General features: G+C 59.9%; 24 protein-coding genes. 15 read left to right on the top strand and 9 right to left on the bottom strand.

Annotated elements, in window-relative coordinates:
• Positions 1-213: 213 nt before the first annotated feature.
• The 4 genes from E8M77_RS20515 to E8M77_RS20500 all read left to right on the top strand — a co-directional run bounded on the left by E8M77_RS20515 (position 214) and on the right by E8M77_RS20500 (position 4,460).
• Positions 214-1,710: a CoA-acylating methylmalonate-semialdehyde dehydrogenase gene (locus E8M77_RS20515; protein ID WP_137132469.1), complete on the top strand. Its 1,497-nt coding sequence runs from the start codon at positions 214-216 to the stop codon at positions 1,708-1,710.
• A 109-nt stretch (positions 1,711-1,819) separates the two neighbouring features.
• A complete protein-coding gene (locus E8M77_RS20510) occupies positions 1,820-2,212 on the top strand; it encodes a GFA family protein (protein ID WP_137132468.1) in 393 nt (130 codons plus the stop codon).
• Between the two features lie 120 nt (positions 2,213-2,332).
• Positions 2,333-3,406 (top strand): DUF898 family protein, encoded by a 1,074-nt coding sequence (locus E8M77_RS20505; protein ID WP_137132467.1) that lies wholly within the window; start codon positions 2,333-2,335, stop codon positions 3,404-3,406.
• Entirely contained in the window at positions 3,396-4,460 is a 1,065-nt protein-coding gene (locus tag E8M77_RS20500) for a M48 family metallopeptidase (RefSeq protein WP_137132466.1), read from the top strand. Before E8M77_RS20505 ends, E8M77_RS20500 begins: the two co-directional genes overlap by 11 nt.
• A 38-nt stretch (positions 4,461-4,498) precedes the next feature.
• On the opposite strand, the gene E8M77_RS20495 is transcribed toward E8M77_RS20500, so the two are convergent.
• The gene (locus tag E8M77_RS20495) at positions 4,499-4,969 is read right to left on the bottom strand and encodes an Lrp/AsnC family transcriptional regulator (protein ID WP_137132465.1); all 471 of its coding nucleotides are present in this window, start codon (positions 4,967-4,969) and stop codon (positions 4,499-4,501) included.
• A 203-nt stretch (positions 4,970-5,172) separates the two neighbouring features.
• Between E8M77_RS20495 and E8M77_RS20490 the strand changes: the two genes are divergently transcribed.
• Positions 5,173-6,801, top strand: a complete 1,629-nt coding sequence (locus E8M77_RS20490; RefSeq protein ID WP_137132464.1) for a thiamine pyrophosphate-binding protein — start codon at positions 5,173-5,175, stop codon at positions 6,799-6,801.
• Positions 6,802-6,879: 78 nt separating this feature from the next.
• On the opposite strand, the gene E8M77_RS20485 is transcribed toward E8M77_RS20490, so the two are convergent.
• On the bottom strand, positions 6,880-7,920 hold the full coding sequence (locus E8M77_RS20485; protein ID WP_137132463.1) for a Fe(3+) ABC transporter substrate-binding protein: 1,041 nt from the start codon (positions 7,918-7,920) through the stop codon (positions 6,880-6,882).
• 173 nt (positions 7,921-8,093) lie between these two features.
• On the opposite strand from E8M77_RS20485, the gene rirA reads away from it, so the two are divergent.
• From rirA to E8M77_RS20470, 3 genes are all read left to right on the top strand, one after another.
• Entirely contained in the window at positions 8,094-8,579 is a 486-nt protein-coding gene (rirA, locus tag E8M77_RS20480) for an iron-responsive transcriptional regulator RirA (RefSeq protein WP_137132462.1), read from the top strand.
• Positions 8,580-8,742: 163 nt separating this feature from the next.
• On the top strand, positions 8,743-9,777 hold the full coding sequence (locus E8M77_RS20475) for an AbrB family transcriptional regulator (RefSeq protein WP_137132596.1): 1,035 nt from the start codon (positions 8,743-8,745) through the stop codon (positions 9,775-9,777).
• A gap of 631 nt (positions 9,778-10,408) precedes the next feature.
• Positions 10,409-11,095: a TetR family transcriptional regulator gene (locus E8M77_RS20470; RefSeq protein ID WP_246659339.1), complete on the top strand. Its 687-nt coding sequence runs from the start codon at positions 10,409-10,411 to the stop codon at positions 11,093-11,095.
• 48 nt (positions 11,096-11,143) lie between these two features.
• Here E8M77_RS20470 and E8M77_RS20465 read toward each other — a convergent pair whose 3' ends face one another.
• Both E8M77_RS20465 and E8M77_RS20460 read right to left on the bottom strand, forming a co-directional pair.
• Positions 11,144-12,454, bottom strand: coding sequence for an FAD-binding oxidoreductase (locus E8M77_RS20465; RefSeq protein ID WP_137132461.1), 1,311 nt, complete (start codon positions 12,452-12,454; stop codon positions 11,144-11,146).
• 8 nt (positions 12,455-12,462) lie between these two features.
• Positions 12,463-13,710, bottom strand: coding sequence for an FAD-binding oxidoreductase (locus tag E8M77_RS20460; RefSeq protein ID WP_137132460.1), 1,248 nt, complete (start codon positions 13,708-13,710; stop codon positions 12,463-12,465).
• A 215-nt stretch (positions 13,711-13,925) separates the two neighbouring features.
• Here E8M77_RS20460 and E8M77_RS20455 point away from each other — a divergent pair, with 215 nt between their 5' ends.
• From E8M77_RS20455 to E8M77_RS20435, 5 genes are all read left to right on the top strand, one after another.
• Complete coding sequence (locus tag E8M77_RS20455; protein WP_137132459.1) at positions 13,926-15,059, top strand: ABC transporter ATP-binding protein; 1,134 nt, start codon at positions 13,926-13,928, stop codon at positions 15,057-15,059.
• Between the two features lie 42 nt (positions 15,060-15,101).
• On the top strand, positions 15,102-16,235 hold the full coding sequence (locus E8M77_RS20450; RefSeq protein WP_137132458.1) for an extracellular solute-binding protein: 1,134 nt from the start codon (positions 15,102-15,104) through the stop codon (positions 16,233-16,235).
• Between the two features lie 263 nt (positions 16,236-16,498).
• On the top strand, positions 16,499-17,320 hold the full coding sequence (locus tag E8M77_RS20445) for an ABC transporter permease subunit (protein WP_137132457.1): 822 nt from the start codon (positions 16,499-16,501) through the stop codon (positions 17,318-17,320).
• Complete coding sequence (locus tag E8M77_RS20440) at positions 17,320-18,144, top strand: ABC transporter permease subunit (protein ID WP_137132456.1); 825 nt, start codon at positions 17,320-17,322, stop codon at positions 18,142-18,144. Before E8M77_RS20445 ends, E8M77_RS20440 begins: the two co-directional genes overlap by 1 nt.
• A 5-nt stretch (positions 18,145-18,149) precedes the next feature.
• A complete protein-coding gene (locus tag E8M77_RS20435) occupies positions 18,150-19,175 on the top strand; it encodes a LacI family DNA-binding transcriptional regulator (RefSeq protein WP_137132455.1) in 1,026 nt (341 codons plus the stop codon).
• Between the two features lie 103 nt (positions 19,176-19,278).
• Here the strand turns inward: E8M77_RS20435 and E8M77_RS20430 are convergent, their stop codons facing one another.
• The 4 genes from E8M77_RS20430 to E8M77_RS20415 all read right to left on the bottom strand — a co-directional run bounded on the left by E8M77_RS20430 (position 19,279) and on the right by E8M77_RS20415 (position 20,433).
• Positions 19,279-19,491 carry a hypothetical protein gene (locus E8M77_RS20430; RefSeq protein ID WP_137132454.1) on the bottom strand — a complete coding sequence of 71 codons (213 nt, stop codon included), beginning with the start codon at positions 19,489-19,491 and terminating at the stop codon, positions 19,279-19,281.
• Between the two features lie 51 nt (positions 19,492-19,542).
• Positions 19,543-19,782 carry a 30S ribosomal protein S21 gene (gene rpsU / locus E8M77_RS20425; RefSeq protein ID WP_137132453.1) on the bottom strand — a complete coding sequence of 80 codons (240 nt, stop codon included), beginning with the start codon at positions 19,780-19,782 and terminating at the stop codon, positions 19,543-19,545.
• Positions 19,783-19,831: 49 nt separating this feature from the next.
• Positions 19,832-20,104 carry a cold-shock protein gene (locus tag E8M77_RS20420; RefSeq protein WP_137132452.1) on the bottom strand — a complete coding sequence of 91 codons (273 nt, stop codon included), beginning with the start codon at positions 20,102-20,104 and terminating at the stop codon, positions 19,832-19,834.
• Between the two features lie 119 nt (positions 20,105-20,223).
• Entirely contained in the window at positions 20,224-20,433 is a 210-nt protein-coding gene (locus tag E8M77_RS20415; RefSeq protein WP_137132451.1) for a cold-shock protein, read from the bottom strand.
• A gap of 617 nt (positions 20,434-21,050) precedes the next feature.
• On the opposite strand from E8M77_RS20415, the gene E8M77_RS20410 reads away from it, so the two are divergent.
• Positions 21,051-22,484 carry an aldehyde dehydrogenase family protein gene (locus E8M77_RS20410; protein ID WP_137132450.1) on the top strand — a complete coding sequence of 478 codons (1,434 nt, stop codon included), beginning with the start codon at positions 21,051-21,053 and terminating at the stop codon, positions 22,482-22,484.
• A 131-nt stretch (positions 22,485-22,615) separates the two neighbouring features.
• The gene (locus E8M77_RS20405; RefSeq protein ID WP_137132449.1) at positions 22,616-22,900 is read left to right on the top strand and encodes a hypothetical protein; all 285 of its coding nucleotides are present in this window, start codon (positions 22,616-22,618) and stop codon (positions 22,898-22,900) included.
• 77 nt (positions 22,901-22,977) lie between these two features.
• Here the strand turns inward: E8M77_RS20405 and E8M77_RS20400 are convergent, their stop codons facing one another.
• Entirely contained in the window at positions 22,978-24,771 is a 1,794-nt protein-coding gene (locus E8M77_RS20400) for an MFS transporter (protein ID WP_246659338.1), read from the bottom strand.
• Between the last annotated feature and the right edge of the window lie 313 nt (positions 24,772-25,084).

The raw sequence follows: 25,084 nt of genomic DNA, 5'->3' as shown, positions 1-25,084 counted from the left end.
ATATAACACCTTGCCGCTGCGCCAAGCGGTTCCAGCCTGATCTCCCCCCTTGAGGGCGAGATGCCTGGCAAGGCAGAGGGGGGTATGTCTGATCAAGAATTTTCAAAACCTGCTCCTGCACATCAATTTATGCACAACAGATGCGTAAATCATCGCGTTGAATTGTGCAAATTAAAGCGCATACTGCCGCCATACCAATCCAGGAGGACACCCATGTATCAGGTAGGCCATTTCATCGGCGGCAAGCATGTTGCCGGCACGTCAGGCCGCAAGCAGCCCATCTACAACCCGGCAACCGGGGAAGTGCAGGGCGAAGTGTCGCTCGCCAGCGCCGAAGAGCTGAATGCAGCGGTTGAAAACGCCAAGGCAGCTCAGGCCAAGTGGGCCGCCACCAATCCGCAGCGCCGCGCCCGCGTGTTCATGAAATTCGTGGCCCTTCTCAACGACAATATGGACAGCCTGGCCGAGACCCTGTCGCGCGAGCATGGCAAGACGATCGAAGACGCCAAGGGCGATATCGTGCGCGGGCTGGAAGTCTGCGAGTTCGTCATCGGCATTCCGCATCTGTCGAAGAGCGAGTTCACCGAAGGTGCGGGCCCGAACATCGACATGTACTCGATCCGCCAGGCTGTCGGCATCGGCGCCGGCATCACGCCGTTCAACTTCCCGGCCATGATCCCGATGTGGATGTTTGCGCCGGCAATCGCCTGCGGCAACGCTTTCATCCTGAAGCCCTCGGAGCGTGATCCGTCCGTGCCGATCCGTCTGGCCGAACTGATGATCGAGGCAGGGCTTCCCGCCGGTATCCTCAATGTCGTCAATGGCGACAAGTCCGCTGTCGATGGCATCCTGACACACCCGGACATCTCGGCCGTCTCCTTCGTCGGCTCCACGCCGATTGCCCGCTATGTTTATGGTATGGCTGCCATGAACGGCAAGCGCGCCCAGTGTTTCGGCGGCGCCAAGAACCACATGATCATCATGCCGGATGCCGATCTCGACCAGGCCGCCCAGGCGCTGATGGGCGCCGGCTACGGTTCTGCCGGCGAACGCTGCATGGCAATCTCGGTCGCCGTTCCAGTTGGTGAAGACACGGCAAACCGCCTGATCGAAAAGCTCACCCCGATGGTTGAGAGCCTGCGCATCGGCCCCTATACCGATGACAAGGCTGATCTTGGCCCTGTTATCACCAAGGAAGCCCAGGCGCGCATCACGGGTCTGATCAACTCGGGTGTCGAAGCCGGTGCCAAGCTCGTCGTCGATGGCCGCGATTTCAAGCTGCAGGGCTATGAGAACGGCTATTTCGTCGGTGGTTGCCTGTTCGACAATGTCACGCCGGACATGGATATCTACAAGACCGAGATTTTCGGACCCGTCCTCTCGGTCGTGCGCGCCAAGACCTATGAGGAAGCCCTCGATCTGCCGATGAAGCATGAATATGGCAATGGCGTTGCGATCTACACCCGCGATGGCGATGCCGCCCGTGATTTTGCGTCGCGCATCAATATCGGCATGGTCGGCGTCAATGTGCCGATCCCGGTTCCGCTCGCCTACCACTCCTTCGGTGGCTGGAAGTCCTCGTCCTTCGGTGATTTGAACCAGCACGGCACGGATTCGATCAAGTTCTGGACACGCACCAAGACGGTGACCAGCCGTTGGCCGTCCGGCATCAAGGACGGTGCTGAGTTCGTCATGCCGACGATGAAGTAAACGAAGCCGTTTTCGGTTTTGATGAACGCCACCCTGTCGCAAGGCGGGGTGGCGTTCTCTTGCCAGCATGAAACCGGCTGCTAGCTTGTCTCCGAGGGGAGGGCTGATCATGCCGAAAAAGAAGATCCATACCGGCGGCTGTCTCTGCGGGGCAGTGCGTTTCGAGGCAGATGCGCCGGCCGCAAAGCCACACACCTGTTCCTGCAAGATGTGCCAGCGCCACACCGGCAGCCTCACGGCGACCTGGGTTGAATTCCCGCGCGAGGCCGTCCGCTGGGTTGGGTCATCCGGCAGCCCGTCCATCTGGCGCTCCTCCGCTATCTCGTCGCGTGCCTTTTGCGGCACCTGCGGCTCATCACTGGGCGCCATCGACGACCAGCCGACGGTCGCACTTCTGCTCGGTGCCTTCGATCGCACCAGCGCTGCGGATCTGAAGCCCACCTATCATTCCTACAAGGGAGGCCGCCCGAAATGGTGGTGCATCGAGATCCGCGAGACCTGATGCATGGTTCGGGAGTGTCGCAGCGCACTTGAGTGCCGCCGCCCGGCATGCTCAATGGTAGGTTGCGCCGTCTGGGGGCTAAGGACGGAGCATATCTTGATCATATGAGGGACAATTTTTATGGTAGTCGTTGACCTTAGCCGCGCGGGCAATTTGAAGCGTGGCGAATTTCGCGGCAATGCACGCGAGTATTTCGGCATCTGGATCGTCAATATCCTGCTGACCATCGTGACGCTCGGTGTCTATTCGGCCTGGGCCAAGGTCCGCCGCAATCGTTATTTCTATGGCAACAGCTTTATCGACGGTCATTCCTTTGATTATCATGCACGCGGCTTGCAGATCTTCATCGGTCGCGCCTGCGTTGTTGCCTATATCATCATCTACAATATCGTCCTTTCCGTCAGCCCGATTGCCGGCGGCATTCTGGCGCTGCTGATGCTGTTTCTTCTGCCGTGGATCGTCATGCGCAGTCTGCGCTTCAACGCCCGTGTCACAAGTTATCGCAACATCCGCTTCAATTTCACTGGCAAGATCTGGGACGCCGTCGTGGCCATCATCTTTGGTGGCCTTGTTGCAGCCTTGTCGCTCGGGCTTCTGGCACCCTTCGCCAGCCGCTGGCTCTATCGCTACATCTTCAACAACCTGCGCTACGGCGACCGCGCATTCGTGGCAGATCTGAAGATCGGCGCCCTGTATCGGGTCTGGTTGCCGGCCTTCGTCATCCTGATCGCCGGCGTCGGCATTGTGATTGGCTTCGGCACACTGATCTATGCCGCAGCCGTTCGAGGCGCAGCAGCCGGCCTCGAGAGCAATCCGCAAGTCCAGATCATTCTGGCCCTCTACGGCATGCTCATCCCGATATTCAGCCTCTTCGGCGTTGCCGCGATCTTCTACCGCGTTGGTGTCCGCAATGTCGTGATGAACGCCACGTTGTTTGATGGACGCCATCGCCTGTTTTCCGATCTCGGTCGCCTGCGCTATTGCTGGATCGTCATTTCCAATCTGGTTGTCACCGTCGTCACTCTCAGCCTGATGCGCCCCTGGGCGGCGGTCCGCGAGCACCGCTATACGATCGCGCATTCCGGTATCCTGGTCGATGGCGAACTGGACGATGTGGTATCGTCGATCCAGCAATCCGGTTCGGCCGTGACAGCAGAATATCTCGACCTCGAAGGGTTTGACTTTGGCTTCTGACGATATGCGCATTGCCTCGGGTCGCTGGCATCCGCCAGGCTCCAGCCGAAGCGAGCCGGCTGTGCTGCTGGCAAAGAGCCTGACGCTCGTTGTCAGGCTGGAGGGGCACGTCGGCGATCCGGTTTCCGTCAATGACCTGGCCCGCGCGGAGATTTCCGCGCGGGTTGGTCGCATTCCACGCCGCATCAGCTTTGCCGATGGCTCGCTGTTTGAGACCGAAGACAATGATGCCGTCGATCTGTGGCTGAACCGCCATGGCCAGGCCGGGTTCGTCCACGAACTGGAGCGCTTCCATCCCCGTCTTCTGGGCGTGGTGCTGGCGATCTTCCTGTTGGCCGGACTGATCTACCGTTTCGCCGTTCCGGCGCTCGTCGAAGTGGCGGTGCTGGTCACGCCACCTGCTGTGACCCAGTGGATGGCGAGCGGCACTCTGCTGACGCTCGACAAGGCAATCTTCAGCGAGAGCAAACTGCTGCAATCCCGCCAGACCGAGATCCGCGCCGCCTTCGATCAGGTTGCGGCGGTCTCGTCGCGAGGCCGACAGGGCTATAATCTGAACTTCCGCGCCGGTGGAGTGATCGGCCCCAATGCCTTTGCACTACCAGACGGCACGCTGGTCATTACCGACGAACTGATCGAGCTTGCAGATGGTGACCTCGATATGATCATCGGCGTGTTGGCGCATGAGATCGGCCATGTCGAGCGTGAACACTCGCTGCGCCAGCTCTACCGCGCCGCGGGCATGGCGGGTCTGATCATGCTGATCGCCGGCGATGTTGGTAGCGCAGGGGAGGATATTCTGACCAATGGTGCCGCGCTCATGTCCCTCTCTCATTCGAGAGGTGCGGAAAACGAGGCGGATCGCATTTCGGTCGAGCTCATGGCCAAGGCTGGTCGGGACCCGCGCGCCATTGGCCGGTTCTTTGCAAGGCTTGAGGAGAAGCTCCCGGCGGGCGGTGATGCGTCCTTCCTCTCCACCCATCCGGGCACGGCAGAGCGGCGCCAAGCCATCGATGATCACGCCAGAACCATCGTGGGGATGCCGGGGACCTGATCAAGGTCAATCCGGCATCGCCTTTGTCTGTCGAAGTCTCAGGCCTCGGAGCTCAGGTCCAGGAACGCATTGTCCTTGAGCGTGCGCAGGACAAAATCCGAGCGCACCTGCGCGACCTGCGGCTGGATCAGCAGTCGCTCGTGCACGAAATCCGAATAGTCCTCAAGATCGCGAACCCGGACATCGAGCACGAAATCCGCGTCTCCCGAGACGGAGAAGGCAGATTGTACTTCCGGCTGCCGTCCCAGCCATCGGGAAAATTCCGTATCGCTGTCCTGGCCATGCATGCGCAGATTGATGCGGACAATCACGCGCACCTTGAACCCCAGCTTGCCGGCATTGAGGCGGGCCCGATAGCCCTCGACCAGCCCGGCCTCCTCAAGGGCTGTGCGCCGCCGCGAGCACTGCGACGGTGACAGGTGGATGCGCTCTGACAATTCGCCGTTTGTCAGCGATCCATCCTTCTGCAAGGCATCGAGAATGGCGCGGTCATAGCGATCGAGAGACATGGCATTGGTCCGATAACGGTGCAGGTCTTTCCGAAAAGATGAAGGAAGTGAGCGTCTTTATCAAGCTTTGCGCATGAGTTGTGCATGTTAACCGGTAAAAGGCGTCAAGATTGCACGCCTCTTGCGCGTGTGTCCGCCTATCCTCTCGCTGGAAAGGTGGTGTATGGCGAAGGCCAGGCCACGCTGCTAAGGGAGGGCAGGACGTGACGCAATCGGACAGCTACGTATTTCAAGTGATCGCCCGCGCGGTCCGGGATCATCAGGCGGAAACGGTCTTCGGCCTGATGGGTGACGCTAATCTCTTCATGATCGATCACTATGTGCGCGAATGCGCGGGCCGCTTTGTTCCTGCAGCCCATGAGGGCAGCGCCGTGCTGATGGCGCTTGCCTACGCCCATGTGCAGGATCGGGTCGGCGTGGCCTCCATCACGCACGGGCCGGCGCTGACCAATTGTGTCACCGCGCTGACCGAGGGGGCGCGTGGCGGCATCCCGCTCGTGCTATTGGCCGGCGACACGCCGGTGCTGCATCCAAGGCATCTCCAGAGCATAGACCAGCGCGAGGTCGTAAAGGCCACCGGTGCCGGGTTCGAGCAGATGCGAGCACCGGAGACGGCCACGCAGGATGTCGCGCGGGCCTTCTATCGTGCCCGTGCCGAGCGGCGACCGATCGTCCTCAACATGCCGGCAGATTTCATGTGGCATCGGCAATCCTACGAGGCCTGCCGTCATACGGTTTTTGATGCGCCGGCCCATGTTCCCGAGGGAGAGGCCCTCGACATGGCAATCGGCATGATCGCGTCGGCGAAGCGTCCATTGATCCTGGCCGGTGCCGGAGCATGCCGTGCGCGAGATCAGATCATCCGCCTCGCGGATCGCCTTGAAGCGCCGCTGGCAACCACGCTGAAGGCGAAGGGGCTGTTTTCCGGACATGCGTTCAACATGGAGATCTTCGGTACTCTGAGTACGCCCGCGGCCTATGACGTTATGGCCAAGGCCGATTGTATCATCTGCTTCGGATCCGGCCTGCATGATTTTACCACCGACCGGGGCACGTTGTTGCGCGGCAAGCGGCTTGTTCAGGTGGAGGTCGATCCGCGCAGGATCGGCCATAACCTGCATCCCGATGTCGCCCTGGTTGCAGATGCCGGGCTCACGGCTGACAACATGGTTCATTGGCTGGATCTGGCGGAGATACCACCGAGCGGGTTTACCCGCGAACTCGACATTGCTGCCCTGACTGCCCATCCGTCGGGGGATAGCAAGAGAGCGAGACCCGGTTGCGTCAACTATGTCTGGGCGCTCGATACACTGGAAAAGAGCCTTCCCGAAAACCGCATCCTTGTGACAGATGGCGGCCGGTTCATGACCGAAGTCTGGTGCCGCATCTCCGTCGCCGATCCCAGGAGCTTTCTTGTGACTGCCAATTTCGGGTCTATCGGGCTCGGCTTGCAGGAAGCGATCGGAGCTGGCGTCGCCGCTCAGGAGAGGCCTGTCGTGCTCTTTACCGGCGATGGGGGATTCATGATGGGCGGCATCAATGAGTTCAATACCGCGGTGCGGCTTGGCCTCGACCTCATCGTCATTCTGTGCAACGATTCTGCCTATGGCGCCGAGCATATCCAGTTCGTTGATCGGAAGATGGACCCTGGCCTGACGACCTTTGAATGGCCTTCATTTGCCGCTGTCGCCAATGCGCTGGGCGGGCGCGGTATCGAGGTTGGCTCCGCGGAAGATCTCGGCAGGGCCATCGAGGCTATTGCCGATCGCCAGGTCCCGTTGCTGATCGAGCTCAGGCTCGATCCGAACGACGTGCCGCGCATGAGAACCTGATTGCCGCCCGATCATCAAAACCCGCTTTAAGTCCGGGGCGCATGCATTGCTGCCGCGCCCCGGCCATTGCAGGAGGTGTTACTTCGACGGGCCGTCGTTGAAGCCCACCTTGTCGACCAATTCGGAAGCCGCCTTGCGGTTCTTGGCAATGTCGATCAGCGGCAGCTGATCCGGCTTGATGGGGCCGAAGGACTTGACGATTTCGGAAGGCTCGGCACCCGGCATGACCGGATATTCAAACACCTGTTCGGCATAGATCTTCTGCGCTTCGCCGGAGGAGAGGAATTCCATCAGCTTCAGGGCATTGGCCTTGTTGGGTGAATTCTTGGCCAGCGCCATGCCGGAAATGTTCACATGCGTGCCGCGATCGGCGGCATTCGGGAACAGGATCTTGATGGCGTTCGCCCAATCCTTTTGTTCCGGCTCCTTGTCATTGGTCTTCATCAGGCCGACATAATAGGTATTGCCGAGCGAGATATCGCATTCTCCTGCCATGATCGATTTTGCCTGGCTGCGGTCATTACCGTCCGGCTTGCGGGCCAGATTGTTCTTCAGGCCCGTCAGCCACTTTTCCGTATAGGCGGCATCGTGATGGGCAATCATCGAGGCAAACAGCGCGATATTGTAGGAGTGCTGGCCATCGCGGATGCAGATCTTGCCCTTCCACTTCGGGTCGGCCAGTTCCTCATAGGTGATGTCGTTCTGCACGACGCGATCCTTGGAAGCGTAAACGACGCGGCCGCGCGTGGTGAGCCCGAACCATTCGCCGGCCGGATCGCGGAAAGCGGCGGGAATGTCCTTGTTGATTGTCACATTGTCGGTCACCGGCTGCACCACGCCGCCATCCTTGGCTTCCGTCAGCCGCTGGATGTCGATGGTGAGGATGACATCGGCCGGCGAATTGGCGCCTTCGGCCTTGATGCGTTCGACCAGGCCCTTGTCGAGAAACAGCACATTGGTGGTAATGCCGGTCTGCTTGGTGAAGGCATCGAGCAGCGGCTGAATCAGTTCCGGCTGGCGGTAGGAGTAGATATTCACCTCTCCATTAGCGAATGCTGATGTGCCATTGAAACCAAGGGCTGTCCCGGCTATAAGCAGAGTTGCGAGCGTGTTTTTCATCTGTTTCCTCCTAAATTTCTAATTTCTTGAAAATGAAATTCATGATTTTGGCAAGGGGGTCAATTCACACGCCTGTGAACATGTCCTAAGCTGAACAAAATTTTCATATTTTGGAATTGTTCGAAAGTAGCTGCCGTCTTATATATGGGGCAAGCGAGATCAAGGAGACTGGCATGCGTTTGACCAAACAGACGAACTACGCCGTGCGCATGCTGATGTATTGCGCCGCCAATGAGGGCAATCTGAGCCGGATCCCGGAAATCGCCCGCGCTTACGGTGTCTCCGAACTTTTCCTGTTCAAGATCCTGCAGCCGTTGACCAAGGCAGGGCTGGTTGAAACCGTGCGTGGTCGCAATGGCGGCGTTCGCTTGGGCCGTGCCGCCGAAAAGATCACGCTGTTTGATGTCGTCAAGGTGACGGAAGATTCCTTTGCCATGGCGGAATGCTTCGAGGACGGCGCCGTGGAGTGTCCACTGGTGGATAGCTGCGGCCTCAACTCCGCCCTGCGCAAGGCGCTCAACGCTTTCTTCGACGTGCTGACGCAGTATTCGATTGATGACCTCGTGAAAGCCCGCCCGCAGATCAATTTCCTGCTCGGGCTTGACGACCTGGCTCCGCGCCCCTCGCGCCCTCTGACTGTGCCGGCCGTGCTGGCCTGATGAATGACGCCCCGAGACGGTCTCTTTCAAACGGGCCGCCTCGGTTTTTCAACCTTTGCGAACGGTTGAGGAAACACCATGGCTTGACCCGCGATGGTCGGTCCGCGTAATTGGGCGCAACTGAGCCCCATGCCGCATCATGCGCGCATTTTCCAGTAGCGCCATGTCCACCCTGTCTCGTTCTCCCGCCATCTCCAGCTTTCTGATTGGTGCCTGCGGCGCCGGCCTTGCTGCCCTTTTGGGCCTTCCTGCGCCCTACCTCGTCGGCCCGGCTGTGGCCGTGACAATCGTCAGCCTGTGCGGGTTGAGGCTGGCCGTACCCGTGCTTCTGCGCAATACGGCCTTTCTCGCGGTCGGTCTCTCCATGGGTTCGGGCGTCACGCCAGACGTGCTTCGGGCGGCACAAGCCTGGCCACTCAGTTTCATCGCGCTCATCGCAGCCTCGGTCCTGCTGCTTTCCAGCGCCTATGGTGTGCTTCGCCGCCTCTTCGGCTATGATACGATGACCGCGGTACTGGCTGCCTGCCCCGGCCATCTGAGCTATGTCCTTAGCCTTGCCGCCAGCACGAAAAGCGATCTCGCCTCGGTCAGCATCATCCAGAGCGTGCGCGTCCTGGCACTCACCTTGCTCGTGCCTGTTTTGGTGGAGGTGAGCGGGGCGATAGGCGAGGGGCATTATACGCCGCCGCCTGCCGTCGGCATGCTGGCACTTGTGGCCATGGCGCTGCCGGCTTTGGGGCTTGGCCTCCTGTTGCAAAAGGTCAAGGTGCCTGCCGCGCTTCTGGTTGGCGGCATGTTGGTGTCCTCGGTCGCGCATCTGACGGGTGCCGTTACGGGCACCATTCCCCTTTGGGTGCAGGTGCCCGTCTATATCACGCTCGGCTGCCTGATCGGTACACGCTTTTCCGGGGTTGCCCTGGCTGATCTGCGCAATGCCTTTGCCGCAGGCGCCGTGGTGACCGTGCTGGTTTGCGCCATTTCGGCGGCCATCGCGCTTGCCGTTGCCTCTCTGCTGGATGTGCCATTGGGGGCTGCCCTGATTGCCTTTGCACCCGGTGGCCTAGAAACCATGGCCGCCATGGCCGTCATCCTCAATGCAGACCCGGCCTATGTCGGCACGCATCATATTCTGCGTCTGATTTTCCTCTCGATACTGATGCCACTTGTACTGTCTCGCGCCAAGCGAAGTGGACAGTAAAGGTGACGTATTTCTGAGCGGGAGGCTGGGTCTCGCTGCCTCTGCGAGACGCCGCTTTTGCCCGTCAATGGCCGGTCAAAACGTGCTCCGGGCTTCCATGTGAAACCTGAGGAATATTCATACTATGATTTTTTACCCGCTAGAATGTATATTCGAAACTGTTGATACTTTGGGTTGGAAGCAGTTGAACAAGCGTACAACATGAAGTACTGACAGAGAAGAGCTTAGACGATTGCAATGCGGATCCACAAAACAGGATAATTGAGTTTTGCATTGATCGGGAGTTGTACTCTGGTGCACTTGTCGTATGACTTGTGCAATAAGTTGCTGCTTACGAAATGAAGAAGTGCAAGGCACTCCTTTTTGTATGCTGAAAGCGTTTCTTGGTGTTCGTTCATGCCACGGTCATTTTTGACCGTCTACGAACGAATGACTTGATGATGAACGGGTCCAGATCGTGTGGCTACACGTGGGTCTGTCCGGTCGATGCGCGTCCTGGCCGTCAATGTTTTGGGGAATGTTGCGGACCTGATGTGCAGGAGTTTGCGAGAGCTCAAGTGCGGCGTCATGCCGTTATCTAATGGAGGCCAACCCGTCGGGAGACGAGGTGGGTTGCGATGGCGAGGGGTAAATGAGCATGGATGGTTTGAGGATCAATGCACCTGAAGTGCAGAACGGTATCGTTGCAGGGTCTGCCCTGCGGCGGATTCCGAAGCAAGAGCGCAGTCGTGATCGGATCGATGAGATCCTGAAAGTCGCGATGGATCTTATCGGTCGCAAGGGCATCGATGCCGTGACGATGAAGGAAATTGCCAGCCTGTCGGGTGGGCCGATTGCCTCGGTCTACCAGTATTTCCCAAACAAGTCGGCCATCATCTCGACCTTGTATGATCGTTATATTGCCGATGTTCGAAGCTTTTTCGAGCCGGGATTGGGTCGTATCTCGTCCCCCGATGATATCGCACGGACAACCGATGCGTTGATCGATCTCTACAGTCTGCTCGTGCGCAATCATCCGCCGATCCAGGACCTCATCAATGCGATCCAGGCCGACAAGATGCTGGCCGACCGGGATATCGCTGAAACGCGCAAGATTGCGGTTATGTTTGTCGAGGCAACACAGCGCTTTATCGCCGAATCCGAGCGCGAACGCTATATGTGCACGGCCTTCATGATGTGCCATCTGACGGTTAGCTGCGTGCGTCTGGCGCTGAAGGTTCCGGCGCGTGAGGGAGACCAGATCATTGCCGATTTCAAGGCATCGATCCGCGTCCAGATCAGTTCGTTCCTGCCGATAGAAGAAACGATCGCGGCCTGAAGACTGCATGCCGTCGCTCAATGGGCGACGGTTTTCACCTTTCGCCGGTCAGAGACCCAGCCGGTCGCGCATGCCGTACCACCAGGCACCCAGAACCGTGAGCGGCACCCGGAAGGTCTTGCCGCCCGGAAAGGTCAGGTTGGGCAGCGAACTCCAGATATCGAAACGGCCCGCATGGCCGGCCACCGCCTCGCCAAGAATTTTACCCAGAAGATGTGTCGTCGTCACGCCGTGGCCGCTGTCGCCATGCGAGAAGTAGACCGTCGGCGATAGCCGCCCGATATGCGGAATGCGCGTCAGCGTCAGGGCAAAATTGCCGCTCCAGGCATGATCGATCTTCACATCGGCCAGCTGCGGAAATGTCTTCAGCATATTTGGCCGGATGACGGCGGGTATGTCACTCGGGTCACGCCCGCCATAGCCTATGCCGCCACCATAGAGAATGCGGTTGTCCGCTGTGCGCCGGTAATAGTCGAGAATGTAATTGGCATCCTCGACGCAGTAGTCGGCTGGCAGAAGCGCTTCGGCCAGCGCCGCATCGAGCGGTTCGGTGGTCAGAACCTGGCTGGAGACTGGCATCATGCGGCCGCTGATCTCAGGAAATTGCGGGCCGAGATAGGCATTGCCGCAAATCAGAACGTAACGCGCGCTCACCGAGCCGTCTGCCGTGCGCACCACAGCGCGTGCGCCTTGATCCATTCCAATGACACGCGAGCGCTCGAAAATGCGCCCGCCAAGGCTTTCCACAGCAGCAGCCTCGCCGAGCACCAGGTTCAGTGGATGGATATGGCCACCCAGCCGGTCGATCATGCCGCCGGCATAGCGTTCGGTCGCCACATAGCGGCCAACCTCTTGGCGCGACACCATGTCGAGGCCAGGATGGCCGTATTTTTCCCAGTCACGCTTATGGGCTTCCATCTCGCGCATCTGTTTGTCGGTGAAGGCGGCAAAGAAACCGCCATCGCGCAGATCGCAATTAATGGCGTATTTTGCCACGCGCCGGCGGATGATGGCGCCGCCTTCAAGTGACATGTCCCCCAGTTGCGCCGCCTTGCCCTGTCCGTAGCGGCCGGCAATCGTCTTCAGATCGCGGCTATAGCCATTGACGATCTGCCCGCCATTGCGGCCGGAGGCGCCAAAGCCGATGCGCTCGGCCTCCAGCACTGCGACGGAATAGCCGCGCTCGGAAAGTTCCAGCGCCGCCGATATGCCGGTAAAGCCCGCACCGATGACGCAGACATCCGCCTGCGTCTCGCCCTGAAGCAGGGGCCGCACGCGCCGGTCCAGGGCGGAGGCCGCATACCAGGAAGCGGTGTGGCCGGGGTTGTCGCTTATCGTCTGGGTGGGGCCGTGCGCCATGGTTGCTCTCAGATCGGGAAACGGTCGGGACGATAGGCGGTGATGTCGATGAAGGGTGTCTCGCCGCATATCGCCTCGGCGATCACGCGGCCAGTGACCGGGCCTAGCGTTAGCCCATGATGCGAATGGCCAAAGGCAAACCACAGGCCCGCATGGCGCGGTGCCTTGCCGATGATCGGCATCATGTCCGGCGTGCAGGGGCGGGCACCCATCCAGGGCTCCTGGTCCAGCCGCTTGCCCAGCGGAAAGATCGTGCGCGCCACCGCTTCGGCCCGGTCCAGCTGCACGGGCGTCTTTGGCGCGTCGCGTAAGGCAAATTCGGCGCCGGTCGTCAGACGAATGCCCTGACGCATCGGGGCGAGGAAATAGCCGCGCTCGGCATCCATGGTCCAGCCGTTCAGCACCTTGTTGTCGCTCATGCCATAATGCATGTGATAGCCGCGCTTGACGCCGAGCAGGAAATTGTAGCCGAGCGGCTTCGTCACCGTGTCGGACCAGGGACCGAGCGCCACGACCACATCCTTGGCCTCGACAAGACCATCCTCTGTCTTGACGCTCCAGCCCGTGGAGGTCTTTGCAAGTGTGGTGGCATCGCCCTTCACGAAGCGGCCGCCATGCTGTTCCAGAAGCTTGACATAGGCAAGTGTCAGGGCGTGCGGGTCAACGACCGACCAGGGATCGATCCAGCTGAGACCGCCGACGAAATCACCGCTCAGATGCGGTTCCTTCGCGGCAAGCTCCTTTGCATCGAGAGCCTTGAAGGAAAGTCCGTATTCGCTCTTCAGCCGCTCTGCCTCGCGGATCTCGCTGTCGCGCTTGCCCTTGGTGCGAAAGGCTTCCGTCCAGCCATCCTTGCGGATCAGGTGTTCGGCGCCGGCGGCCGAAATCATCCCGGCATGTTCGGAAATCGAGTGCTCGATCAGCGGCGCATAGGCGCGGGCAATCACCTTGTGGCGACTGACATTGGAGTTCCACCAGTAGCGGCTGAGAAACTTCGCGACTGATGGCAGGGCGCCCAGATGGTAATGCGCGTCTATGCGGTTGTTGAGCGCATAGCGCAGGATCGTGCCGAGTTGCTGGGGAAAGCCATAGGGCACGACGCCCTCGCGCTGGATAAGACCGGCATTGCCGAACGATGTCTCTTCTCCCGGTCCGCGTCGATCTATCAGCACCACCGATTTACCGCGCAGTGCCAGCTGTACGGCCGTGGAAACCCCGATAATGCCGGCGCCGAGAACAATCGCATCCGCTGTCATGTCTGCCTTCAAATCCTGTCGTGATGAATGTGGGCAGAACATGCATCCCGGTCTGCGGCGGTGCAAACGAAAACTGCTGATGCCACGCAATGCATCGCCGCGACGTTGGATGTGGCGGAAAATCGCATCCGGCAGCGTGCTGTCATGCGCCTGTTAGAATGAGCCCCTAAGAGACTCCCGAACAAGATGCACAGCTGTGCACGGGAGTAATGAAAATGAGTGGCGCAGGCTTTCTGGAACTTGATCGTGTGGCGACCGGCTATGGCGCGACACAGGTTATGAAGGATATCGACCTGTCGATCGGCAGCGGTGAATTTGTCGCGCTGCTCGGTTCCTCCGGCTGCGGCAAGACGACCTTGCTGCGCGTGCTGGCCGGTTTCGTGGCGCCAACCTCCGGGCATGTGCGCGTGCGCCAGAAGGATGTGACGACCCTGCCGCCGGACAAGCGCGGCATGGCGCTGGTCTTCCAATCCTATGCGCTCTGGCCGCATATGACAGTTGCCCAGAATATCGGCTACGGGCTGAAGCTGAAGGGCATGGGCTCCGCCGAAATCGGCTCTCGCGTTTCGGCCATGCAATCCATGCTCGGTCTCGACGGTCTGGGAGATCGCAAACCCGGCGCCCTGTCCGGTGGCCAGCGCCAGCGCGTGGCACTGGGCCGCGCGCTCGTCATCGATCCGCAGATCTTGCTGCTCGATGAACCCCTCTCCAATCTCGATGCCCGCATTCGCCTGACGGTGCGCCATGAACTGCGCGCGCTGCAGCAGCGGCTCGGCATCACCGCCGTGCATGTAACCCATGATCGCGAAGAGGCCATGGTCATGGCCGATCGCATCGTCATTCTCGATGCCGGCCGCATTGCTCAGCAGGGCAGGCCGGAAGAGGTGTTCAATCGCCCGGCTACAAGCTTTGTCGCAGCCTTCATGGGGGCGGAAAACCTCCTTCATCTGCAGGTGGCTGTCGATGGCTCAGATGTCGTCATCACTCCCGGCCAGGCCCAGGCGGCGGGCCGCGTGCCGCTTTTCGGACGCTCGCTCGTATCCGGTGCCGTCGAGGCCCGGTTCCGTCCGGAAGCGGCACGCCTTTATCCCTTGCACGCCATGCCGGAGGCCGGCCCCGGCCTGTCACTGGTTGGCGAAGTGCTGTCCGTCACCTATCCCGGCGGCGCCTGGCGCCATGTGGTGCGCCTTGGTGATCGCGACGTGCTGGCCGATGCGCCGCGTGCCCATGCAGCCGGCGAGACGGTCAATGTCTTTGTGCCGCACGAGGCGCTGTTCCTGTTCAATCGCCCGGCAAACGCTGCCGGGTCCTCCATTTCCGGCCCGGAAAGCCGGAAAGCCTTCGCCTGACTTTAAATCTCTTTCCTTTCCCGACCCAACCGGAGAAGACCCATGAAGAAATTGTCCTATGCCGCATTCGCAACCGTCTTTGCGGCGCTGCCTTTGCATGCCGAAGAGCTGACGGTTGTTACCGCCGGCGACCAGAACATGGTCGATTATATCAACCAGTATCTCGCACCGCTGTTTGAAAAGACCTATCCGGGCAATACCGTGCGTGCCGTCGGCACGGGCGCTGGCGATGCCGGCTCGCAGAAAATCGTCGAGCGCTTCGATGCCCAGGCCGGTGCCAAGGCTGAAAAGTGGGATACGGATGTGGCCGTCGTCCACGAAAAGTTCGTCGGCCCGATGGTGACGAAGAACTACCTCGACAAGTATCGCGGTGATATCGACACCGGCAAGTTGGTCACCCGTGACAATGCCAAGATGGCGCTCGGCACCAATGTCGAAGGCTATGTCATGCCGATGTTCAACAGCCAGACGGCTGTTGCCTACAATCCGGCGCTGGTTGCCAACCCGCCGAAGACCTATGCCGAAATCGCCGAATGGGCAAAGGCCCATCCCAAGCAGTTCGGCTATAACGGCATCAAGGGCGGCGCCTCCGGCGTCAGCTTCGTCATGGGCTGGATCTATGCCTTCGGCGAAGGTGATGCCAAGGTGCTAATGAACGGTCCCTTCAAGGAAGAAGAGACGAAGAAGTGGGACGCAGCCTTCAAGAGCCTGGCCGCTTTCACCACCAATGCCACGCTGACGCCCGGCAATGCCGGCACGCTCGATCTTCTGTCGCGCGGCGAAATCGCCATGGGCCCGGTCTGGGTGGACATGTTCTACAGCTGGAAGGCCGATGGCCGTCTGCCGCCGGACATGAAGCTGGTTCTGCCGGCACCCGGCATGCCAGGCCAGCCGATGCACTACGTCATCCCGCAGAACGCCGCCCACAAGGATCTGGCCGAAAAGTTCGTAGCACTTGCCACCAGCCCCAAAGTGCAGGCCGAAGGCATCGTCAAGCGCTTCAACTGGTATCCGGGCATTGATGCAAGCCATGTGAAGGCTGAACTCGACGCCACCACCTGGAACAAGCTCTTCGTCGATATCTCGCCGGAAGATCTTGCCACCAAGGGCAAGCCTTTCCCGATCGCGCCTTACAACACCGCGATCCTGGAAGCCTATGAGAAGTCTGTGAAGTAACGGATTTGCGCTGAAGGTTTTCCCCCTCTGGCTGCCGCCCTCTCCCCCACAAGGGGGGAGAAATGCAGAGCCATAGCCCTCTGAATTTCGCCGGGGCAGATAGTCCGGCGGGTCATGATCGGCGGGCTATTGGCTTCGGTGGTGTTGTCTCCCCCCTTGTGGGGGAGATGGCCGGCAGGCCAGAGGGGGCATTCATCGGCAGGTCAGCCACTGTCTTAAGCTGCACAAACAATTTCACGCCTTCGCTCTTATTGGTGCCTTCGATGCCCAGACGTCTCCTCGGCCTATTGCTCGTTCTGCCCGCCCTTGGCGTGATCGCGCTTCTGTTCATTCTGCCGCTTGTCATGTCGGCCATCGGCGCCTTCCAGCTGGATGGTGGCTGGGGCCTGGGCAATTTTACAAAATCGATTGATCTCTATGCCAAGGACATCGTCTTCACGCTCGGTATTGTCAGCCTGTCGACAGCGCTGATCGGTGCCGGCGCCATCGCCATCGGCGGCTATCTGACGCTCGGCGCCCATCCGGTTGCCGTCAGCATTCTGCGCTTTCTTTACCGCTGGCCGATGTTCATTCCCTTCATCGTCGTCGGACAGATCCTGCGCACATTTCTCGCCAAGAACGGCATGATGAACAATACCGCCGTCAGTCTTGGGCTGATGACGCCGCTTGATGCCATGAGCTTTCTCGACTGGCGCGGCATCGTCATTGCATTTGTCTGGAAGCAGACGCCTTTCGTGGCACTGCTGGTGGCCGGTGCCATGGCTTCGGTCAACCGCGAAGGTATCGAGGCTGCCGTCAATCTGGGCGCCTCCCGGCTGCGCATCCTGTTCGAGATCATCGTGCCGCAGGTGATCACCACGCTCTCCGTCGGCCTCATCCTCTCCTTCGTCACCATGATGTCGGTGCTGTCCGTGCCGCTGATGATCAATGCTCAGTCACCCACCATGCTGACCGCCGATATCGCATTTCGGGTCAACGCCTATGGCGATTATGGCGTGGCCAATGCGCTGGGCCTCATCTCGCTGCTGCTGGCCTCCTCGGTTGCCTGGATCTACCTCAAAATCAGCATGAAGGAGCGCGCGTGATGGGTGCCTTTCGTCCCTCTCTCTCGGTTCTCTGGTGGGTTCCGCGCGGCATCATCTTCGGGCTCATGGCCTTCTTCATCTTCGGGCCGCTGTTCAACATGCTTTTGTGGACGGTGACGGAGAAATGGTACTTTCCCCATGCGCTGCCGCTTGAATACGGATTTTCCGCATGGAAACGTGTGTTCGAACCAAGGGGGGGAGCTCTTGAATCGCTGGGCAATTCGCTGGTCGTTGCCGTTTTGACCGTGGCCGTGTCGCTGGCGCTGGCCGTACCGGCAGGCTATGCGCTGGCCCGCCTGAAACTGCCGCTGCGCAGCCTCATCCTGCTTGCCTTCCTCATTCCGCAGGCTTTCCCGAACCTCACGGTTTACGTGAACGTAGCGCGTATCTTCTACGAAATCGGCCTCAACGGCACGATTGCCGGTGTCGTGCTCGTGCATGTCTCGCATGGCCTCGTCTATGCGGTGTGGATTGCCACCGCTGCCTTTTCTGCCATCGATGTGGAGCTGGAACAGGCGGCGCGCTCCATCGGCGCCGGTGCTTTCCGTGCCTTTCGCGATATCACGCTGCCGCTGGCAGCCCCCGGCCTGCTTGCCAGCGCCATCTTCGTTTTCCTGGAATCGCTCGATGAGTTCACCGGCAGCTATTTCGTCGGCGCCCCGGATGTGAACATGCTGCCGCTGCTTCTCTACACGGCAGGTTCCGGCGGAAATTACCAGGTCGCTTCCATCACGGCGCTACTCTTGCTTGTGCCGTCACTAATCTTCATGCTGATCGTCGAGCGCTTCCTGAAAGCTGACGTTCTGTCTCGCGTAGGACGGTGAGTGCAATGAATGACGCAAAGATCCCCCAGAACCGCATGCGTTTCGTCAGCGCCGAACAGGTGGCGCAGCGCGCCGGTGTCTCGCGCTCGGCCGTCTCGCGCACCTTCACGCCCGGTGCCAGCGTCTCGCCTGCAACCCGCGAAAAGGTGCTGCGGGCGGCAGAGGAACTGGGTTACCACGTCAATGACCTGGCGCGCGGCGTGCTCAACAACCAGAGCCGGCTGGTCGGCATTGTGGCAACGAAACCGGAACTCGGCTTTCGTGCGCATCTGACGGCAGCGCTTGCCAAGGCGCTGATCCGCCGCGGCAGCGTGCCGATTCTCATCAATACCGGCGAAACGCAGGAAGAACTGCTGGCCGCGCAGAAAATGCTGATCGGTCACCGGGCCGAGGCCACCATCATTCTGTCCGGCTCCCCGCCGGCCAGCTTCTTCGAGCTTGCCAAGCGCAATGGCCAACCGGTGGTGGTGATCGGCCGCTCCGAACCGGATGCCGACCATGTGCATGCAGGCAATCGCGAAGCCTCGCAGCGGGCGGCAGATGCCTTCATCGATGCCGGCCATGTGAACCTTGCCTTTGCCGGTTCGCATTCGGCAACTCCCAGTATCCTGGAGCGGGAAACGGCATTCGTCGGCAGGGCGAAAGAGCGTGGCCTGTCTGTTGCGGTGGTGCGCGGCACCGATTCCGATTACCAGAGCGGCGTGAAGGCCGGCCAGCAGCTGTTGGCAGAGGGCGGGCCGGTGGATGCCGTGTTCTGCGCCAATGACCTGATTGCCTTCGGCCTTATCGATGTTCTGCGCCAGCAGGCCGGACGCAGCATTCCCGGCGATATCGCCCTGATCGGTTTCGATGATGTGCCGGAAGCGTCCTGGCTGAACTATCAACTGACGACATTCCGGCAGGATCCGGTGCTTGTGGCGCAAATGGCCGTCGATCTGCTGGAAAAACGCATCGCGACGCCCGATGCGCCGCGCGTCACGGGCCGCATCATCCCGGAACTGGTGATCCGCAAGACCTTCTGTCCTGTCTGACGGCTTTGGCTGGATGCCCTTGAAAGCCGCTGGCATCCGGGCAAAAGAAAAGGCGCCGAGGCGCCGTTTACCGAACTCTATCCACAGTGAAAAAACGGCGGGCTCAGCCCTGCCGCTTTTTTTTCGTCTTCGGCTCAGGCGCCGGCTCGTCAGAAGCTTCCTTCTGTAGCCGCATCGCCTTCAGCTTCTCGGTCTTCTTGTTGCGGGCCACGGCTTCGGAATCGATGATCGAACGGGCCACCTGATCCGTTGCTTCCGCCTTGTCACGGGCAGAGGGTCGTACCGACTTGGCGTTTGTATCATTCGCGGTAGTCATGCACGTTCCTTTCCAAGATCTGTTCCGGGAGCCTTGAGAGCGAACTTGCCCTTAACGCTGGCCCCGGACGACCTTCTTGGGAGCCGGCAGAAGACCTTCGCGCTGCAGCTTCTTGCGCGCAAGCTTGCGCTGGCGGCGAATGGCTTCGGACTTTTCGCGGGCGCGGCGTTCCGAGGGCTTTTCGTAGGCGCTACGGGCCTTCATTTCGCGGAACACGCCTTCGCGCTGCATCTTTTTCTTGAGCACCCGGAGTGCCTGATCGACGTTGTTATCTCTTACCAGAACCTGCAAAACATCTCCTTTTGCACGACCGAAAGGCCTTTGTGTGCATCTCTGTTGGTTACTTGCCGATCTTCATCGTCGATGGGTTGAGCCATGACGAGCCCTTCTTGGGCAAGGCGGCCGTCTGTTCCGGTGCCGAGCGGTTAGACCGTTCCGGGTCGATATCCGCTTGCACGATCCGGCGTTCGAACGTTTCGTTCTCGAACCGAACGCGATACTGGGCATGTCCGTAGGCGGAGGGAAGAACGGCCGAAATCCGGCAATCCGTGCCGCCATCAGCTGCCGTCTTCAGGACAACCTTGTCTCCAACGGAATAGGTTGGTCTCTGCATGACGCATCTCCTGGGACGCTCAGATGAAAACAAAAAGGCCGGGCGTTAACCCGACCTCTTCCGGTCACTCAGCCATCTTGCCGCCGGTATAACCGTTGTCGGCAGAGGCGAATGACAAATCAAGCTGCCTGCAGGTTGTCTGCCGAGCTCTTGCCCGAACGCTTGTCCTGCACGATGTCGTAACGGATCTTCTGGCCGTCGGACAGGCCGCGGAGGCCAGCGCGCTCGACTGCAGAAATGTGGACGAATACGTCCGAACCGCCGTTATCAGGCTGAATGAAGCCGAAGCCCTTGGTGCTGTTGAACCACTTTACGGTGCCTGTGTTCATAACGATCTCCTTTATCAAATCGTTGAGTTGCCCTGGCGCGACTTGCCAGTTGGATCGATGTTTGAAAGGAAATCTGACAGAGCGCCTTAGCTCTCGGACAAAGTCACAACCAAGTTCGATAGGCCACAACATAGTCGAATTGGCGAAAATCGCAATGACCGGCATAAAATAAAATTCTACAACCGCGCACACAGACATATTCGTTTTACGGCTATATCCTTGTTCCAGCTCTCAATTAAAGGTCTTTTGCCGCAGCTGGCCCGCAGGGTTACGCGCCGCCGTAATAGCTGTATGAATGCTAAGGTGCCGATCCCGCGACGTCCTTTGCGGTGGGCCTATGCCACTCATGCGCGTGAAAGCTGCGAAAACCTGTATTGAACATGTCATATATCTTGGTTCATAGATATGATGACCCGTGTTGACCTTCGGTCTCACCTGCGTCTTTATACGCATCTGCGCGCCAGGCGATCGGAAAGGTGAGGGCGGTTTTCCGCATCGACAGCCATCGCCGGCGCGCGTGGTCGAATAGGACCGGACCTGTCTTCATTGTCCGGCAGATTGCCATCTGCCGGACTCTCATTGTTATCGGGCGGCGCGACCGTCCAAAGGGAGGCTTCATGACCATCCACCAGAACCTGATCGCCGGCGAATGGGTTGGCGCCCAGGCATCGGAAAATATCAACCCGTCCGACACCAACGAGGTCGTCGGCCTCTATGCCCAGGCGAGCGCCGAGGATGCGCGCGCGGCCATCGATGCCGCCCAGGCGGCTTTCCCGGCCTGGTCGCGCTCGGGCATCCTGGAACGGCACGCGATCCTGAAGAAGACCGCAGACGAGATTCTCGCCCGTAAGGAAGAGCTTGGCCGTCTTCTGTCGCGTGAAGAAGGCAAGACGCTCGCCGAAGGCATCGGCGAAACCATTCGTGCCGCGCAGATCTTCGATTTCTTCGCCGGCGAGGCCTTGCGCCTGACCGGTGAAGTGGTGCCGTCGGCACGTCCCAACATCGGTGTGGAAATCACCCGCGAGCCGGTCGGCGTTATCGGTGTCATCACACCCTGGAATTTCCCGATTGCCATTCCCGCCTGGAAGATTGCGCCAGCGCTCTGCTACGGCAATACGGTCGTCTTCAAGCCGGCCGATCTCGTGCCCGGCTGCTCCTGGGCGATTGTCGATATCCTGCACCGCGCCGGCCTGCCGAAGGGCGTGCTGAATCTGGTTATGGGCCGTGGCTCCGTCGTTGGCCAGGCCATGCTGGATAGCCCCAAGGTGAATGCTATTACCTTTACCGGCTCCACCGGTACCGGCAAGCGTGTCGCTGCCGCCTCCATCGAGCATAACCGCAAGTTCCAGCTGGAAATGGGCGGCAAGAACCCGATGGTTGTGCTGGATGATGCCGATCTGGCCGTGGCCGTCGAGGCCGCTGCCAATTCGGGCTTCTTCTCCACCGGCCAGCGCTGCACAGCTTCGTCGCGCCTCATCGTCACGGAAGGCATTCATGACCGTTTCGTCGCAGCTCTCACCGAACGTCTTGCCTCGCTGAAGGTAGATCATGCGCTGAAGGATGGCACGCATATCGGCCCGGTTGTCGACAAGTCGCAGCTGAAGCAGGATTGCGACTATATTGAAATCGGTCGCCAGGAAGGTGCAAAGCTTGCCTTTGGCGGCGCGGTTCTGGAGCGCGAAACCCCCGGCTTCTATCTGCAGCCGACGCTGTTTACCGAAGCCACCAACCAGATGCGCATTGCGCGCGAGGAAATCTTCGGGCCGGTTGCCGCGGTCATCCGCGTTCGCGACTATGAAGAAGCGTTGACGGTTGCCAATGATACGCCGTTTGGTCTGTCTGCCGGCATTGCCACCACCAGCCTGAAATATGCCACGCATTTCAAGCGCAATTCCGAAGCCGGCATGGTGATGGTCAACCTGCCGACAGCGGGCGTTGATTTCCACGTGCCGTTCGGCGGCCGCAAGGCCTCGTCCTTCGGATCGCGCGAACAGGGCAAATATGCCGCCGAATTCTTCACCGTGGTGAAGACGGCCTATACGCTCGCCTGAACCGGCGACCATATCTGAGGTCGATCAGCCGGCGGAGATCACAGGTCTCCGCCGGCTTTTTTGTGCGCACGCGCTTGCCCGCGACCGTGCATTGTGAAACCGTGTCAGTGGGTTAGGAGGATAGTTTTCACATGATCGATACACTGGCTACGCAGCTTCTCGATCCGTTTCGGATCGGGCTGATCTTCTTTCTTCTGGTCACGGCTTTGAGGACGCGACACACGATGGGCATGCGCGCACCGCTTGCCATGGGCGTCGTGTTCATCGCCATCCTCTTGCCGCTCACCACGGCGGCAGGTGCCGCACTCGATAGCGAGGGCCGGATCACAGCCGTCGTCATCGGCATTGTCGCCAATGCCATCATTCTGGCCGTCTTTCTGCTCGGTTGGACCGTCTGGGACAAGAAGCGCAACTGAAACGACAGGTATCCCAAACAGAAACAGGCCGGCGGTGACGCCGGCCTGCTGCATTTTGGAGTTCAAATCCGGATAGTTTACTTCACGTCGTCGGCGAAGATATCCTTCTTGTGGGTATTGCCCGGCACCAGCAGCGCACCGATGACGACTGTCGCGCCAGCAATGATGATCGGGTACCAGAGACCGCCATAGACGTTGCCGGTCTGGGCCGAGATGGCAAATGCCGTCGCGGGCATCAGGCCGCCGAACCAGCCATTGCCGATGTGATAGGGCAGTGACAGGCCGGAATAGCGGATGCGGGTGGGGAAGAGTTCCACCAGCATGGCAGCAATCGGGGCATAGACCATCGTTACCAGGACGATGAGGTAGGTGAGGATCAGCACGACCGCGATCTTCTGTCCCGTGAAGAGGTCGAAGAAGTGGGCGGCACGGATGACCGTCGTGTTCTTGTCGGCCACCAGCGGATAGCCTGCTGCCGTCAGCGCATCGTTGACCGACTTGTTGAAGGCGGCCGGAGCCGTCTTGGCGGCATCGCCGGCCAGCTTGGTCGTGTCATAGGACGTAATGACCGTTTGACCGATCTTGATCTGAGCCGTGGTGGCCGCTGCATCTTCCACCGTCTCATAGTTGACGGAGGATCGAGCCAGCGTTGCCTTGGCGATATCGCAAGACGAGGTGAACTTTGCCGTGCCTGTCGGGTTGAACTGAAACGAGCAATCGCCCGGTGCAGCTGTGACGATGACAGATGTCTGGTGCGCAGCATAGAGCGCCGGATTCGCTGTTTCCGTCAGCAGCGGGAAGACGAATTTGTAGGTGAGAGCTGCAATCAGGCAGCCGGCCAGAATGATCGGCTTGCGGCCGATACGGTCAGACAGGGCGCCAAAGAACAGGAAGCCGCCAGTACCGAGGATCAGCGACCAGGCCACCATGACATTGGCGGTGAAGCTGTCGACCTTGATGACGTTCTGCAGGAAGAACAGGGCGTAGAACTGGCCCGAGTACCAGACGACGGCCTGACCGGCGACGAGGCCGAACAGCGCGATGAGAGCGAATTTGCCGTTCTTCCAGGTTCCGAAGGCTTCGCGCAGCGGCGCCTTGGAGGCTGCACCCTCTTCCTTCATCTTCTTGAAGGCAGGGGATTCGTTCATCTGCAGGCGGATGTAGAGCGAGATCAGCAGAAGAACGATGGAGCCGAGGAACGGAATGCGCCAGCCCCAGAGATCGAAGGCCTTGATCATGCGTGCCGTGCCATCGGGATTCATGACGGCAGCGCCGGCTGCATCGAGAACGGCGGTCGGCGCCCAATTGGCGTTCACATAGCTTTGCACGCCCAGAATGACGATCAGCGAGAGCAGAAGCCCCAGTGTCGCCGTGGTCTGGATGAAGGCGGTGAAATAGCCGCGCTGGTTGGCGGGCGCATGTTCGGCCACATAGACGGCAGCACCACCATATTCGCCGCCAAGCGCCAGGCCTTGCAGCATGCGCAGGATGATGAGGATGATCGGTGCTGCCGCTCCCCAGCTGTTATATCCCGGCAGGAGGCCAACCAGGAAGGTCGAGAAGCCCATGATGAGAATGGTCATCAGGAAGGTGTATTTGCGCCCGACCACGTCACCCAGTGCGCCGAATACCAGCGCGCCGAAGGGGCGCACGATGAAGCCTGCGGCAAAGGCCAGAAGCGCGAAAACATTGCGCGTTGCTTCGGGAAATGACGTGAAATACTGCGCGCCGATAATTGCGGCGAGCGAGCCGTAAAGATAAAAATCGTACCATTCAAAGATGGTGCCGGCGGAAGAGGCCATGATGACCTTCTTCTCTTCGCCTGTCATGGGACGCGATCGGTCCCTGGCACTCATTTCTACTGCTGCCATGTATGCCTCCTCCTTGTTTTCCGGCCTCCCGGCCGGCCAATGTCGCTGGTCACATTGTCCGCAGGCGCCACCTCTGTGGTCGTCTGCGCCTCCCAAGCCGGCCCTCTAACCGTTTGGAAGTGCAACGCCCCGCTTGCGCGAGCCGCCCCCTCATGCGTCGCCGGCAAATGCCGGACACGGCCTTCGCAGACCTGTCATCGATCCCGATGGCAGAGAGCGATAAAGAATTGTTAGCACAATGAGAAAATGCGGATCAGAACGACTTTGGTCTAAGAGCCTGCTCATGGACGATCCCGAGTGACCCATGTCGCGT

It is taken from the genome of Rhizobium sp. FY34, from assembly GCF_005222845.1.
Lineage (GTDB): Bacteria > Pseudomonadota > Alphaproteobacteria > Rhizobiales > Rhizobiaceae > Neorhizobium.
The sequence above is the reverse complement of the archived record's forward strand: the minus strand, read 5'-3'. Positions and strand labels throughout refer to the sequence as shown.

Coding starts and splice junctions, on each gene's coding strand:
- E8M77_RS20495 (WP_137132465.1), bottom strand. CDS start 4,969: ATGTCTCTCGATCGCTATGACCGCGCCATTCTCGATGCCTTGCAGAAG.
- E8M77_RS20515 (WP_137132469.1), top strand. CDS start 214: ATGTATCAGGTAGGCCATTTCATCGGCGGCAAGCATGTTGCCGGCACG.
- E8M77_RS20465 (WP_137132461.1), bottom strand. CDS start 12,454: ATGGCGCACGGCCCCACCCAGACGATAAGCGACAACCCCGGCCACACC.
- E8M77_RS20470 (WP_246659339.1), top strand. CDS start 10,409: ATGAGCATGGATGGTTTGAGGATCAATGCACCTGAAGTGCAGAACGGT.
- E8M77_RS20430 (WP_137132454.1), bottom strand. CDS start 19,491: ATGACTACCGCGAATGATACAAACGCCAAGTCGGTACGACCCTCTGCC.
- E8M77_RS20475 (WP_137132596.1), top strand. CDS start 8,743: ATGTCCACCCTGTCTCGTTCTCCCGCCATCTCCAGCTTTCTGATTGGT.
- E8M77_RS20450 (WP_137132458.1), top strand. CDS start 15,102: ATGAAGAAATTGTCCTATGCCGCATTCGCAACCGTCTTTGCGGCGCTG.
- E8M77_RS20505 (WP_137132467.1), top strand. CDS start 2,333: ATGGTAGTCGTTGACCTTAGCCGCGCGGGCAATTTGAAGCGTGGCGAA.
- E8M77_RS20420 (WP_137132452.1), bottom strand. CDS start 20,104: ATGCAGAGACCAACCTATTCCGTTGGAGACAAGGTTGTCCTGAAGACG.
- E8M77_RS20405 (WP_137132449.1), top strand. CDS start 22,616: ATGATCGATACACTGGCTACGCAGCTTCTCGATCCGTTTCGGATCGGG.
- E8M77_RS20510 (WP_137132468.1), top strand. CDS start 1,820: ATGCCGAAAAAGAAGATCCATACCGGCGGCTGTCTCTGCGGGGCAGTG.
- E8M77_RS20435 (WP_137132455.1), top strand. CDS start 18,150: ATGAATGACGCAAAGATCCCCCAGAACCGCATGCGTTTCGTCAGCGCC.
- E8M77_RS20400 (WP_246659338.1), bottom strand. CDS start 24,771: ATGGCAGCAGTAGAAATGAGTGCCAGGGACCGATCGCGTCCCATGACA.
- E8M77_RS20440 (WP_137132456.1), top strand. CDS start 17,320: ATGGGTGCCTTTCGTCCCTCTCTCTCGGTTCTCTGGTGGGTTCCGCGC.
- E8M77_RS20445 (WP_137132457.1), top strand. CDS start 16,499: ATGCCCAGACGTCTCCTCGGCCTATTGCTCGTTCTGCCCGCCCTTGGC.
- E8M77_RS20460 (WP_137132460.1), bottom strand. CDS start 13,710: ATGACAGCGGATGCGATTGTTCTCGGCGCCGGCATTATCGGGGTTTCC.
- rirA (WP_137132462.1), top strand. CDS start 8,094: ATGCGTTTGACCAAACAGACGAACTACGCCGTGCGCATGCTGATGTAT.
- E8M77_RS20410 (WP_137132450.1), top strand. CDS start 21,051: ATGACCATCCACCAGAACCTGATCGCCGGCGAATGGGTTGGCGCCCAG.
- E8M77_RS20485 (WP_137132463.1), bottom strand. CDS start 7,920: ATGAAAAACACGCTCGCAACTCTGCTTATAGCCGGGACAGCCCTTGGT.
- E8M77_RS20415 (WP_137132451.1), bottom strand. CDS start 20,433: ATGAACACAGGCACCGTAAAGTGGTTCAACAGCACCAAGGGCTTCGGC.
- E8M77_RS20455 (WP_137132459.1), top strand. CDS start 13,926: ATGAGTGGCGCAGGCTTTCTGGAACTTGATCGTGTGGCGACCGGCTAT.